Here is a 13,018-nt window from a genome sequence, read left to right on the forward strand (position 1 = left end):
CTTTCCATAAAAAATGCCCCAAATAGTTGCTAACTTTTTGGGGCATTTCTAATGTGAGACTCTTTTATGTCTATTTTTTTCTTTATTTAGGATCTAAAATCAAAGCGATTCGTTGAATACAATCCGCATAATGGTATTTAGTTTCTGTGCTTACAGCGCTATTCTTTGCTGTTCCCAATACCGATTTTAAGTTTGTTAACTCACCTCTTACTAAAGCTCTAACATCAGATTGTGATACATTGTAATAATCTCCAGAACGACTCGGTTTAATTTCCTCCGTCATAAGGTATTCCATTCTTTCAATATAGGCACGTTGTAAGTTTCTGCGGTAAATTGACACTGTTGTAACAGTACTAGCTTCTTTCCAGATTCCTTTTCGCATATCACGAAGTAAATCCAAAGCAGTATAATTAGCTGTTCCTAAAATTTCAGCATCCATTAATCGCCCAATACGATCAAAACTCAAGACATTATTCAAATGTCTTGCTTGTAAATTTCTAAAACGATCTGTATAACCAGAATAATCTGTATTTCTTAAAGTCTTCACATTCACCAACCAAGTAGGCGAAGCAAAAGCATTCTTTTGCAACCACTGCATCGCTTCTTGCTGCTGTGCTTTAGGAACGACCGTATAAATAACCCCTTTTTGATTTGGCTTTTTAGTATCTTCAAATACGCCCCCCACATTGGTAACAACATGACCTACGTACCTGCTCCAGACATCCAGCATTTCTTTATATAATTCATCTAAATCCTCGTAACTATTAGTCACATCACTAGTCCATTCTGACAAATGTGTCGCAACGTATTCTAAATTTTTAAGGCCGTAGCTACTCGCTTTCATCGAGCTATTCCCAATATCTTCTGTCTGTGAAGTAGGATCAAAACTGCTACTTTGTTTACCAAACTTATACATTGGGTCTCCCGCTTTTTCCAGAATCCATTTATCTAAAGTAGGTACTTCTGCCTCTGGAGAAACCGAGTTAGGAATTACTCTGTAGCCCCAATTTACTGCATAATGATCGTACGGTCCCATTTGACGAATAAAGCGCACTCCTTCGTCTCCTGGTTGCGCTATATAATTGAAACGGGCATAATCCATTAAACTCGCTGCTATTCCGTTTTTTTGTGTAAAAGCTGCATTTCTATAATTCTCGGTATCATAGGCGCAACTCGCTCCCATATTGTGTGGAAAACCAAGTGCATGTCCTACTTCATGAGCAATAACAAAACGCATCATCTCGCCCATTTCCTCATCACTAGTATTTAGTGTTCGTGCCGATGGATTAGCAGCTCCTGTTTCTAATAAATAGCGATTACGGTACGAGCGCAGGTGGTTGTGATACCAAATTACGTCACTCTCAATTATTTCTCCCGTGCGGGGATCAGAAACACTCGGCCCTACTGCATTACGCGTTGTGCTAGCTACATAACGTATTACAGAATAGCGCATATCCTCCGGACTAAAATCAGGGTCTTCTTCCTTTGTTGGTGGATCTTTGGCGATAATAGCATTTTTAAAACCTGCCGTTTCAAATGGTTTTTGCCATTCTTCAATACCTTGTTTGATGTATTTACGTAATTTTTCTGGTGTGGCGGGATCAATGTAATATACGATAGGCTTTATCGGTTCTACCAGTTCCCCTCTGGCGTAAGCCTCAGGATCTTTTGGTTCTAATCGCCATCTACGGATGTACGTTTTACTATCTGATTTTAACTCCTCACTTCCATAATCATATTGACTCATGGTAAACCAGCCCACCCTTGGATCGGCGAGACGAGGTTGCATCATTTTTTCAGGTAGTAAGATCATCGATTGGTTCATCTGGATACTAATCGTTTCCGTATCTTCAAGTACGGGAGGTTTACCCGCATTATATGTAAAATCCTGAATTACCTCAATATTCATCGGAAAACTTTTCATAGCAGTAATAAAACTGCGGGAGTCATCCATGCCTTTTACTTTATAAGCTTCTCTCATATTAGCCGATAATCCACTAATAGCTTTAACATCACTTCCATAAAATTTGGTTACATCAATCACCGTATTAGCTGAATCTTTACTGAAAGCAACAATATCAAAGGCGAAAAGAGTGGGTTCGTAATTATTGTTTCTCACAGAAATACTAATTGGCAAACTATCATTGGCCACCGCAGTATAAGACTTTAATTTGATTAAAATTTTATCTTGGAAACGTTGCCAAACAACCAATTGCTCGTTTGTTTCTGAACCCGCATTAACATAACCACCGCCCAAATTAGAAGGTAACTTCGATAGTCTGCTGACTAAAAGCATATCCTTATCCAATAATTTATTGGGGATTTCAAAATAATATTTTTTATCTACTTTATGCACTGTAAACAAACCGTCATCTGAGACAGCACCTTTAGTAATTACCTTATCATAGGGTTTAATTGTTGCCTCTGGTTTTTTCTCGGCTGGAGCAACGACTTCTGCTTTTTTATTCTTTTTCTGATCGATGTGCCACTTTTTTTGGGCGAATGCTAGACTTGGTGCAAATATAAAAGCAGCCAATGTACTTAAAATGAATATTTTCTTCATTTAATGGTTGTTTAATGATTAATCAGCACCAAAAATAATTTTAAGCCTCTCTATAATCGTTTTAATAAGCACATTTAACTTATAATTAACAACTGTACAAGAGTCCATTTTACGTAGACTGAACGTGTTTTTTTAGTTAATGCTCTTTCAATACTACAATGGAGCAAGTTTCAGATTTTATATTAACATAATACTTGCGATATTTGCTTTATAATATGAAATAGAATGAATCCGCAGCAAACTATTAATGACAATCGCATTGCAGCAGCAATAGACTATATCATCCAGAATTTTAAAGACAAACTCAACCGTGATGAAGTTGCTGCCATAGTACATCTGAGTCCCTTCCATTTTCAAGGCCTTTTTTCAGAGTGGGCAGGAAACAGCAACCTTAAAATTCAAGGAACTTCGCGCTTCAAATCAGGCAAGCGACTAAAAAAAGAAAATCGAGTGTTTTTTACCTCTGAGGCAGAAGCAATTCAAAACAATTTCCGACCTTGTGGTCATTGCATGAAAACAGCATACAAACAATGGATTTATTCAGCACCGGATTAGACGAAAACCAAAACCTGCTCCCTAAAGACGGAACGGTGCTCTATTATGGCCACATCATGCCGTTGCAGAAAGCCAACTTTTATCTAAAGAACTTATTGGAAACCATTGCCTGGAAAAACGACGAAGCGATCATCTTTGGCAAACTCATTATTACTAAAAGAAAAGTAGCTTGGTACGGCGATACCAATTTTAACTATACCTATTCTAACACCACCAAGCAAGCCTTAATCTGGACTCCCGAGTTACTGAAATTAAAATCCCTTGTAGAAGAAAAAACAGGGGAAACATACAATTCCTGTCTGCTCAATTTATACCATAACGGTAATGAAGGTATGGCTTGGCACAGTGATGGCGAGAAAGATCTTAAGAAAAACGGAGCAATTGCCTCAGTGAGCTTTGGTGCAGAAAGAAAGTTTGCCTTCAAACATAAAGACAGCAAGGAAACTGTATCAAAAATCTTAGCCCACGGCAGCTTGTTAGTGATGAAAGGTACAACTCAGACTCATTGGTTGCACCGCCTACCTCCTACTACACGCGTCACTACTCCGAGAGTGAACCTCACTTTTAGAACAATTGAGTTGAAGTAAGCTACTGCTTGCGTTAAGAGTATATGCCAATATCACTAAAAGGGGGTATTGGATTCCAACTTTACAATCCTTTTATTTACGAATAAGCTAAAATACTTTTGGATATCATTTTTTGTCGTGGAAAATAATCCAGAAGTAAAATCTAGTAATCAACATTGTTAAAAATTGTTGAAGTATTCAAAACATCAAAATATCAAGTATTTCCACATGTCCTTTTTAGAGATATAATCATAAATGAAGAACGCATTTTAAAAGCACTGAATAAGTAAACAGTAACTCTATTTACATTAACACTGTTAGTTAGTAAATAATTTGTTTCCCATAAACATAACCAAAAAACAATACTATTATGAAAAGTGAATGGATTGCAACCTATGAAGGTTCTGAAATAAAAGTACGTAACGGCTGGTTTACTGGCGAAAAATTATTTGTAAATAATCAATTACAGGACGAACAATTAAATTTCATTACTCCAAGTCAAATGACCGGAAAACTAACAGCTACAAATGGAGCAGAACTAAATATTAAAACCAATCTCTCAGGTTTTTTCTCTGTAAGCTGCAGACTGTTTGTAGACAATAAAAAAGTTGAATTGCAACAAACCAAGTAATTAGTTTACTATATATTAATCATTGCTGGATTTAACTCAGTCCTATTACTAAAAGTAATTAAAACATAAAAAATCCCTCTCGATTGTTATCAAGAGGGATTTTCATTAACGTCAATATCTGAGACAATCCTACAGTAGGCCAAGACTTTACTCGCCTTCTTCTGTTAAATTAGTTTTAGAATACCCTCTCCATTTCTCAATACAATCTTGAAAATCTTGAGGCAGTTCCGTATCAAAACGCATCATCTCACCCGTTGTAGGATGAACAAATCCAAGCGTTTTGGCATGTAAAGCCTGTCTTGGTAATATTTTAAAACAATTGTCTATGAACTGTTTGTATTTAGTAAACGTCGTTCCTTTCAAAATCAAATGACCGCCATAACGCTCGTCATTAAATAAAGTATGACCAATGTGCTTTAAGTGAACACGTATTTGATGTGTTCTTCCCGTTTCCAGTTGGCATGATATCAATGTCACATAACCAAAACGTTCCAAAACCTTATAATGTGTAACTGCTGGCTTCCCTATTTCAGGATCAGAAAAAACAGCCATTTGCATACGGTCTTTTACGTGACGCGCCACATTACCTTCAATAGTTCCTTCATCAGCAACTACATTCCCCCATACAAGAGCCACATACTCCCTTTCGGATGTTTTAGCTTCAAATTGTTTGGCCAAATGTGACATGGCAGCTTCCGTTTTAGCAATAACCAATAATCCTGAAGTGTCTTTGTCAATTCGGTGTACTAGTCCAGGTCTTTCGCTGCTGTTCATTGGCAAATTATCAAAATGATAAGCCAACGCATGCACTAAAGTTCCAGTATAATTTCCGTGTCCGGGATGAACAACCATTCCTGGTTTTTTGTTAATCAACAACAAGGTATCATCTTCATAAACAATATCTAGCGGAATATTCTCCGGTATAATATGATTTTCATAAGGCGGATGCGTCAGCATCACACGTACTACATCAAAAGCTTTTACTTTGTAATTTGACTTTACGGTCGCATCGTTCACAAAAATATTTCCTTCCGTAGCTGCAATTTGAATTTTATTTCGGGTTGCATTTTGAATCAAGCTCATCAAGTATTTGTCAATTCGCAAAGGCGCTTGTCCTTTAGGAACTTCAAATTTAAAGTGTTCGTATAATTCTTCTTCTAAGTCAACTGACTCTACATTATTGTTCATTTGGTAATTCTTCTGTTGGATTTGCACTCTCATCCGTTCCTAAATCTTCTTCATAACTCGCTTTCCCGTCACCTAAAACCAAATCGATTTTAGAAGACTTCAAGACTTTATCCCCCGGTTTTATATTTCTACCCTTGAAACGCATTTCTAGCACCATGTCTTTTCCAAGATTTGGCACATAGGTAATCGTTCCTTCTTCAAGTCCTAACGCTTTTAAAGTAGGAACCGCTTCACGATACGTTTTATTTATTAAATCAGGAATTTTCACGGATGAAAACCCAGAACTGTTAATTTTAATATAGACTTTTCTCCCTACTTTCACTTTAGCCCCTGGCAAAGGATCCTGTTGTACCACAGAAAACTTAGGGTAGTCGCTTTTATAATTCACGCTATCCAGTAATACATAATCAAGATCTAACTCATCCAGTTTTTCTTCGACTTGCTCCTCCGTTAATTTACTCAAATTAGGAACTGTAATTTCATTTCCGTGATCTGTAGTAAAAGTCAACCAGTGCATAAAGAGAAATCCCAAAACGGCAATTATCAAAACGGCTAGAAATACTTGAACAAGAAACACACGGCTGGTAAGATATTTACGTAAACTCATAAATTTATTTTTATAATACGGCAAAGATATACCTTATTCGTTTCAAAAAAAATGATAATTTTGTTTAATACTATTTAACGTCCGTTAGCAGCCTTGTTAGAAATACATTTTTAAAATGTTACTTAGCAAAGCAGACATTAATTAGGAGCTATTTCCTGCTATCCGCTATATCTTTTCCTGCTCTCGTTAAAAAACGAGAACAAGAAAAGGATGTCGCTTCTATCAGGGCTAGTTCAATTCGTTTTCAAAACATAAATTTGAGTTGAAATAATACTCTAAACCTAAAACAAAAAAGAATGAAAAACATTGCCATTATCATGGGCGGTTATTCCAGTGAATATAAAATATCCCTAATCAGTGGGAATGTAGTATACCAATTTTTAGATAAAAACAAATACAAAGGGTTTTGCGTCCATATTTTAAAAGAAAAATGGGTTTACGTAGACGATGCCGAAACAGAATTCCCCATCGATAAAAATGATTTTTCAGTTACCGTTGACGGAACTAAGATTAATTTCGACTGCGTTTTCAATGCCATACATGGAACTCCAGGTGAAGATGGACTTATGCAAGCCTATCTTGAATTGCTAGAAATTCCACAAACCTCTTGTGATTACTACCAGTCAGCACTTACCTTCAATAAAAGAGATTTTCTTTCTGTGTTAAAACCATACGGTATAAAAAGTGCCGTTTCGTATTACTTAAATAAAGGGGACAAAATCTATACAGACGAAATTGTAAAAAAAGTAGGATTGCCTTGTTTTGTAAAACCAAATAAAGCAGGATCCAGTTTTGGAATTTCAAAAGTAAAAACCGAAGCTGAATTGCCTATTGCCATCGAGGTGGCTTATCAGGAAGACAACGAAATCATCATAGAAAGCTTCCTTGACGGGACCGAGGTTACCGTGGGTGTTATCAACTACAAAGGAATAATAACCGTTTTACCTATCACTGAAATTGTTTCAGACAATGATTTCTTTGATTACGAGGCAAAATATCTTGGAAAATCACAAGAAATTACACCGGCCAGAATTTCTGATGAAATGACGGAGAAAGTAGGTGCTATCGCTAAAAGAGCCTACGAACTGCTAAAAATGAAAGGCTTCTCTAGAACAGAATTTATCATTGTAAATGACGAGCCCTTCATGTTAGAGATGAACACTATTCCAGGTTTGACACCAGAAAGCCTAATTCCGCAACAATCGTTGGCAGCGGGAATTCCTCTGAAAGATTTGTTTACCAATGCAATAGAATTAGCTCTAAAATAATAATAATTCATGAAGGATATTTTTGAATGGAGTCGCATTTTATTTAACGATCTACCCGAAATTTTTCTTTTCGAGGTCATTTTTCGTTCCGTAATAATGTTTACTGTGCTTTTGCTGACCTTAAAAATTGCAGGAAAAAGAGGCGTTAAACAACTTTCTGTTTTTGAAACTGTAATTATTATTGCATTAGGATCTGCTGCCGGTGACCCCATGCTTTATGAAGACGTTTGAATTCTTCCCGCAATTACAGTGTTTGTAGTTATCATTCTTCTGTATAGAATGATAACTTGGCTAGCTGCAAAGAACAAAACTTTTGAAGAATTTATAGAAGGAAAAACAGAATGTATAATTAATGAGGGGAGATTTTCAATCACTACATTCAAAAAAGAAAGCTTAGCGCAAGATGAATTTTTCTCGGAACTCCGTCTAAAATCTATTGAACATTTAGGGCAAGTAAAAAATGCTTTTATGGAAACTTCTGGCGAAATCAGCACCTTTTACTATGAAGATGAAGAAGTAAAATTTGGCTTACCCATACTCCCCTTTTTGTTTAATGCTAAGAGTAAAATGATAGCTGAAAGCGGAATCTATCCCTGTACCTTTTGTGGTTTTACAGAAGAAAAAAAAACCAGGAGTAGCGATATGCCACCACTGCAAAAAACAAGAGTGGGTTAAAGCAATTAAAACAACTCGTATAACTTAAATCTAATTTATTATTTTAAATTTGATGATTAAGAATAAACCTCAATGAGAAAAGCCATATTTCCTGGATCGTTTGATCCTATAACATTAGGACACGAAGACATTATAAAAAGAGGAGTCTCTCTTTTTGACGAAATAGTTATTGCAATTGGTGTTAATGCCGAAAAAAAATACATGTTTTCCCTAGAAGACCGAAAGCGTTTTATCGAGGAAACATTCAAAGACGAACCAAAAGTTACGGTGATTACATATGAAGGACTGACGATTGATTTATGTCATAGAATCAAAGCGGATTTCATTCTGCGTGGTTTACGTAACCCTGCCGATTTTGAATTCGAAAAAGCCATCGCACACACAAACAGACATTTGTCAAAAATAGAAACGGTATTTTTACTTACCGCAGCACGTACTTCCTATATCAGTTCCAGCATTGTCCGTGACGTATTAAGAAACGGCGGTGAATACCAAATGTTAGTTCCAAAAGCCGTGAGAGTTAAGTAGTCATTAGTGTTCCGTTTGCAATAAACAGACACTAAATAGCATAAAACTAGAGGAAATACTTAAATAACCGTATTTTCGCCAAATCATAACAAATTTCAACAATGAGCATAGAAAGAGAATTAAACAAAAGAAGCGGATCGAAATGTGAACTTTGTGCAGCAACTGAAAACCTAAAAGTATACGAAGTTCTACCTACTAAAAAAGGCGGATTAGACGAAAGTATAATGGCTTGTAGTACCTGTATTGACCAAATCGAAACACCGGGAAATGAAGATCTAAACCATTGGAGATGTCTTAACGACAGCATGTGGAGCGAGCATACTGCAGTGCAAGTAGTTTCTTGGAGAATGTTGAGCCGTTTGCGTTCTGCGGGTTGGCCTCAAGAATTAATCGACCAAATGTATTTTGACGAAGATACTTTAGCCTGGGCTCAAGCGACGGGTGAAGGAGAAGAAGATGAAAACAAAGTCATCCACAGAGACAGCAACGGAGTTATTCTGGAAATTGGTGACTCAGTAGTTTTGATCAAAGATTTAAAAGTAAAAGGTTCAAGTATGGTAGCAAAACAGGGAACTGCGGTGCGTAACATCAGACTAGATCATGAAAATGCCGAATTCATTGAAGGTAAAGTAGACGGGCAAACGATCGTAATCATTACACAATACGTGAAGAAAATATAGTTTTAAAATTCAGATTGCATAAAAAAATACGTTTTGAAAATTCAAAACGTATTTTTTTTGTTTTAACCTTAAATATATTATTATATCCGTATTCAAAAGTTAAAAAATAAATTATTCATCAATAACACCAATGCCACATAACAATAATCCGTCAAAGTGAATTTATTTGAAATAATATTTATAGTTTTAACTTCTTAACTACAAATAATTCAAAATATATTTTATGAGTGCACATCTAAAAAAAACACTTTCACCCGTATTACTGTGGGGGCTTGGAGTAGGTTATGTGATTTCAGGAATGTATTTTGGTTGGAATTTAGGATTGGAGAAAGGAGGCACTTTTGGAATGGCAATCGCCACTTTCATCATAACAATCATGTACGTTTGTTTTAGTTTTTCCTATTGTGAATTATCTTGTGCCATCCCTAAAGCAGGTGGTGGTTTTGATTATGCTAACAGAGCATTTGGCAAAGACATAGGGTTTATTACTGGACTGGCACAAATTATAGAATTTGTATTCGCCCCACCTGCAATTGCTATAGCTATTGGCGCGTATTTAAATCTTTCTTTCCCTCAAATCCCCATTTTACCTACAGCAATTATAGCATATCTATTATTTACAGCTCTAAATATTTTTGGCGTAAAAATCGCCGCTACATTTGAATTATTTATTACCATATTAGCTGTCGCCGAATTAATACTATTCTTTGGCGTAACAATTCCTCATTTTTCTTCCGAAAAATTCACCCTTAATGCAAGTATAAATGGTTGGGAAGGTGTTTTTGCTGCTATCCCTTTTGCAATATGGTTTTTTCTTGGTATTGAAGGCGTGGCAAATGTAGCCGAAGAAACGATAAATCCTCAAAAAGATATTACCAAAGGATTTGGGAGCGCCATACTGACTCTTGTGGTATTATGCGTTATGGTTTTTACAGCAACCATAGGCGTTGGAGACTGGGAAAAAGTAGTTTACAAAGGAGATGGCAGTTTATCCGATTCTCAGTTACCAATGGCTATGGGAATGGCGCTATCAACAGATAGTATGATGTACCATTTACTGATAGGAGTTGGACTTTTTGGTCTAATAGCGTCTTTCCACGGACTAATACTTGCTGGAGGAAGAGCCACTATGGAATTTGGAAAAATAGACTTCGCGCCAAAATTCCTAGGCAAAGTACATCCTAAATTTCTAACTCCTGCCAACGCGTTAATTGTAAATACACTTATAGGAATTGCCGCTTTATTTACCAATAAAACGGGCGAAATAATAACTATAGCTGTTTTTGGAGCGCTTACATTATATATTCTTTCGATGATGTCGCTACTTCGATTAAGAAAATCAGAACCCAACTTAGAACGTCCTTTTGTTGTACCTTTATATCCTGTTCTACCCATTACTGCATTATTAATTGGTCTTATTTCATTAATAGCAATGATTTATTTCAATCCTATTTTGGCTTTATGGTATTTTGGAGCAATACTTTTAGGCTATTTATTGTTCAAGATTTTCTATAAATCAGAATAGTAATTTTATACCTCTTCCAACATTATTAAGCATGATAAATCATAACAATGTTTAAACATACTGTAAATAATACTGTTTTTGTTTTCAATTCTTTAGCCGAATTAATGGCGAAAGCCACTCCCTTGCGTTCTGGCGATCAACTGGCTGGGATTGCTGCACAATCTTATCAAGAACGGGTAGCCGCTCAAATGGCATTGGCTCACTTACCCATCAGTGAATTCTTGAACAATCCCTTAATTCCGTATGAAATTGATGAAATAACCCGCTTGATTTTTGATACTCACGATAAAGAGGGTTTCAAAAATATAGCACATCTTACCGTAGGTGATTTTCGCAATTATTTACTCGACAATAAAATACAAAAAAAAGAACTCACTGCTTTGCAGAAAGCAATAACTCCGGAAATAGCAGCTGCTGTTTCAAAAATCATGAGCTTGCAAGATCTAATTTTGGTGAGTTCAAAATGTGAGGTGATTACAAAATTCCGAAGTACCGTTGGTCTGAAAGGACATTTATCCACACGACTTCAACCTAATCACCCAACAGATGATGTCAAAGGAATTTTAGCCTCAGTAATTGATGGCTTATTTTATGGAAATGGAGATGCACTGATTGGTATCAATCCTGCTTTTGATAATATCACCACTCAAATAAATTTATTGAAGATGCTCGACGATATGCGATTGCAGTATCAAATTCCCACACAAATGTGCGTCCTTAGTCATATAACCAATACCATTATGGCAATTGAACAAGGCGCTCCCGTAGATTTAGTTTTTCAATCTATTGGAGGAACCGAAAAAACAAATGCGAGTTTCGGAATCAATTTAGCGCTACTAAAAGAAGGATATGAAGCCGCACAATCTTTATCCCGAGGAACTATTGGTACTAATGTTATGTACTTTGAAACAGGACAAGGCAGCTCTCTTTCTTCTAATTCACACTATGGAATAGATCAACAAACGCTCGAAGCACGTTCTTATGCCGTGGCCCGTGCCTTTGATCCTTTTTTAGTGAACTCAGTAGTGGGTTTTATTGGACCTGAATATTTATATGATGGAAAACAAATAATTAGAGCTGGTCTAGAAGATCATTTTTGTGCCAAAATAATGGGTTTACCAATGGGCTGTGACGTTTGCTATACCAATCATGCCGAAGCAGATCAAGATGATATGGACGTTTTATTGACGCTTTTAGGAACTGCAGGTTGTAATTTCATAATGGGAATTCCGGGATCAGATGATATTATGCTTAATTATCAAAGTACTTCCTTTCACGATGCCTTATATATTAGAAAATTGCTGGGTTTGAAACCCGCACCTGAATTTGAAGAATGGCTTATCAATATGGGAATTATGAATCACAAAAACGAACTCTTGCTTTCCCAAAATCAGAATAAATTATTAGAACTAATAAAACGGTAATACTATTTAAAAGTATGGAATTAGACAACTGGCATCAATTAAAAGAATTTACCAATGCAAGAATTGCACTTGGTAGAGCTGGAAATGCACTACCTACCAATGAAGTATTACAATTGCGGATGGCACATGCTCTTGCAAAAGATGCGATAAGTACCGAAATAGATGTTCTAAATATCAAGGAAGATGCAAAAAAAATTGGATTAAACATCGTTTTCACACAAAGTCAGATTACAAATACCAGTGAATATCTTCGAAATCCAAATAAAGGACGGGTACTCCATGATCAAAGCTGTACCCAACTAAAAGAATATCCCCAAAAAAAAGCAGATTTATGCATCATTATTGCTGATGGACTTTCGGCAGAAGCAGTGAATCTTCATGCAATGAAGCTAATCGAAGTGTTGCTTCCGAAACTAAAAATCAAAGATATCGGACCCATAATTGTTGTGAAATATGGAAGAGTAGCCATTTCGGATGAAATTGGAGAAATTTTAGATTCTAAAATTGCTTTGATATTAATTGGAGAAAGACCAGGTTTGAGTTCCCCTACAAGTATGGGAGCTTACATCACTTTAAATCCAAAAAAAGGAAACACAGATGAAAAAAGAAATTGTGTTTCTAACATTCAACGTGATGGATTACCCTATGAATTTGCGGCTCAAAAATTAACCTATTTGATACAACAAATGGTTAGCAGACAAATATCGGGTGTGGCTTTAAAAGATGATTTTACTGATTATTACGTATCTGAATAAATTTAAATTAATAAAAAAACTACAACTTTAGACGTTCTTTAAACATCAAAAAT

14 protein-coding genes are annotated in these 13,018 nt (G+C 36.0%); 11 read left to right on the forward strand and 3 right to left on the reverse strand.

The window, feature by feature from the left end:
- Window positions 1-82: 82 nt before the first annotated feature.
- Window positions 83-2,563, reverse strand: a complete 2,481-nt coding sequence (locus tag QO200_RS08440) for a zinc-dependent metalloprotease (protein WP_371538655.1) — start codon at window positions 2,561-2,563, stop codon at window positions 83-85.
- A 225-nt stretch (window positions 2,564-2,788) separates the two neighbouring features.
- On the opposite strand from QO200_RS08440, the gene QO200_RS08445 reads away from it, so the two are divergent.
- The 3 genes from QO200_RS08445 (at window position 2,789) to QO200_RS08455 (ending at window position 4,315) form a co-directional block, all read left to right on the forward strand.
- Window positions 2,789-3,118 (forward strand): Ada metal-binding domain-containing protein, encoded by a 330-nt coding sequence (locus tag QO200_RS08445; protein ID WP_371538656.1) that lies wholly within the window; start codon window positions 2,789-2,791, stop codon window positions 3,116-3,118.
- On the forward strand, window positions 3,094-3,705 hold the full coding sequence (locus QO200_RS08450; protein WP_371538786.1) for an alpha-ketoglutarate-dependent dioxygenase AlkB: 612 nt from the start codon (window positions 3,094-3,096) through the stop codon (window positions 3,703-3,705). The genes QO200_RS08445 and QO200_RS08450 overlap by 25 nt, the downstream gene beginning before the upstream one ends.
- Window positions 3,706-4,054: 349 nt before the next feature.
- On the forward strand, window positions 4,055-4,315 hold the full coding sequence (locus tag QO200_RS08455; RefSeq protein ID WP_371538657.1) for a hypothetical protein: 261 nt from the start codon (window positions 4,055-4,057) through the stop codon (window positions 4,313-4,315).
- A 147-nt stretch (window positions 4,316-4,462) separates the two neighbouring features.
- Here the strand turns inward: QO200_RS08455 and QO200_RS08460 are convergent, their stop codons facing one another.
- Together QO200_RS08460 and QO200_RS08465 are read right to left on the reverse strand one after the other, a co-directional pair.
- The gene (locus tag QO200_RS08460; RefSeq protein WP_371538658.1) at window positions 4,463-5,503 is read right to left on the reverse strand and encodes an RluA family pseudouridine synthase; all 1,041 of its coding nucleotides are present in this window, start codon (window positions 5,501-5,503) and stop codon (window positions 4,463-4,465) included.
- Entirely contained in the window at window positions 5,493-6,110 is a 618-nt protein-coding gene (locus QO200_RS08465) for a PASTA domain-containing protein (protein ID WP_371538659.1), read from the reverse strand. The genes QO200_RS08460 and QO200_RS08465 overlap by 11 nt, the downstream gene beginning before the upstream one ends.
- 296 nt (window positions 6,111-6,406) lie before the next feature.
- On the opposite strand from QO200_RS08465, the gene QO200_RS08470 reads away from it, so the two are divergent.
- From QO200_RS08470 to eutC, 8 genes are all read left to right on the forward strand, one after another.
- Window positions 6,407-7,378, forward strand: a complete 972-nt coding sequence (locus QO200_RS08470; RefSeq protein ID WP_371538660.1) for a D-alanine--D-alanine ligase — start codon at window positions 6,407-6,409, stop codon at window positions 7,376-7,378.
- 9 nt (window positions 7,379-7,387) lie between these two features.
- On the forward strand, window positions 7,388-7,609 hold the full coding sequence (locus QO200_RS08475) for a hypothetical protein (RefSeq protein ID WP_371538662.1): 222 nt from the start codon (window positions 7,388-7,390) through the stop codon (window positions 7,607-7,609).
- A gap of 48 nt (window positions 7,610-7,657) precedes the next feature.
- Window positions 7,658-8,053 carry a YetF domain-containing protein gene (locus QO200_RS08480; protein ID WP_371538664.1) on the forward strand — a complete coding sequence of 132 codons (396 nt, stop codon included), beginning with the start codon at window positions 7,658-7,660 and terminating at the stop codon, window positions 8,051-8,053.
- A gap of 72 nt (window positions 8,054-8,125) precedes the next feature.
- A complete protein-coding gene (coaD, locus tag QO200_RS08485; protein WP_371538666.1) occupies window positions 8,126-8,581 on the forward strand; it encodes a pantetheine-phosphate adenylyltransferase in 456 nt (151 codons plus the stop codon).
- Between the two features lie 101 nt (window positions 8,582-8,682).
- Entirely contained in the window at window positions 8,683-9,261 is a 579-nt protein-coding gene (locus tag QO200_RS08490) for a PhnA domain-containing protein (RefSeq protein ID WP_371538667.1), read from the forward strand.
- A 223-nt stretch (window positions 9,262-9,484) separates the two neighbouring features.
- Complete coding sequence (gene eat, locus QO200_RS08495) at window positions 9,485-10,786, forward strand: ethanolamine permease (RefSeq protein WP_371538668.1); 1,302 nt, start codon at window positions 9,485-9,487, stop codon at window positions 10,784-10,786.
- A 47-nt stretch (window positions 10,787-10,833) separates the two neighbouring features.
- Window positions 10,834-12,210, forward strand: a complete 1,377-nt coding sequence (locus tag QO200_RS08500; protein WP_371538669.1) for an ethanolamine ammonia-lyase subunit EutB — start codon at window positions 10,834-10,836, stop codon at window positions 12,208-12,210.
- 14 nt (window positions 12,211-12,224) lie between these two features.
- Window positions 12,225-12,965, forward strand: a complete 741-nt coding sequence (gene eutC / locus QO200_RS08505) for an ethanolamine ammonia-lyase subunit EutC (RefSeq protein ID WP_371538671.1) — start codon at window positions 12,225-12,227, stop codon at window positions 12,963-12,965.
- Window positions 12,966-13,018: the final 53 nt, after the last annotated feature.

The sequence above is a fragment of the Flavobacterium sp. Arc3 genome, from assembly GCF_041431375.1.
Lineage (GTDB): Bacteria > Bacteroidota > Bacteroidia > Flavobacteriales > Flavobacteriaceae > Flavobacterium.

Bases quoted from the DNA above. Each gene is read 5' to 3' on its own strand.
- QO200_RS08440 (WP_371538655.1), bottom strand. From the start codon at position 2,563: ATGAAGAAAATATTCATTTTAAGTACATTGGCTGCTTTTATATTTGCA.
- QO200_RS08445 (WP_371538656.1), top strand. From the start codon at position 2,789: ATGAATCCGCAGCAAACTATTAATGACAATCGCATTGCAGCAGCAATA.
- QO200_RS08450 (WP_371538786.1), top strand. From the start codon at position 3,094: ATGGATTTATTCAGCACCGGATTAGACGAAAACCAAAACCTGCTCCCT.
- QO200_RS08455 (WP_371538657.1), top strand. From the start codon at position 4,055: ATGAAAAGTGAATGGATTGCAACCTATGAAGGTTCTGAAATAAAAGTA.
- QO200_RS08460 (WP_371538658.1), bottom strand. From the start codon at position 5,503: ATGAACAATAATGTAGAGTCAGTTGACTTAGAAGAAGAATTATACGAA.
- QO200_RS08465 (WP_371538659.1), bottom strand. From the start codon at position 6,110: ATGAGTTTACGTAAATATCTTACCAGCCGTGTGTTTCTTGTTCAAGTA.
- QO200_RS08470 (WP_371538660.1), top strand. From the start codon at position 6,407: ATGAAAAACATTGCCATTATCATGGGCGGTTATTCCAGTGAATATAAA.
- QO200_RS08475 (WP_371538662.1), top strand. From the start codon at position 7,388: ATGAAGGATATTTTTGAATGGAGTCGCATTTTATTTAACGATCTACCC.
- QO200_RS08480 (WP_371538664.1), top strand. From the start codon at position 7,658: ATGATAACTTGGCTAGCTGCAAAGAACAAAACTTTTGAAGAATTTATA.
- coaD (WP_371538666.1), top strand. From the start codon at position 8,126: ATGAGAAAAGCCATATTTCCTGGATCGTTTGATCCTATAACATTAGGA.
- QO200_RS08490 (WP_371538667.1), top strand. From the start codon at position 8,683: ATGAGCATAGAAAGAGAATTAAACAAAAGAAGCGGATCGAAATGTGAA.
- eat (WP_371538668.1), top strand. From the start codon at position 9,485: ATGAGTGCACATCTAAAAAAAACACTTTCACCCGTATTACTGTGGGGG.
- QO200_RS08500 (WP_371538669.1), top strand. From the start codon at position 10,834: ATGTTTAAACATACTGTAAATAATACTGTTTTTGTTTTCAATTCTTTA.
- eutC (WP_371538671.1), top strand. From the start codon at position 12,225: ATGGAATTAGACAACTGGCATCAATTAAAAGAATTTACCAATGCAAGA.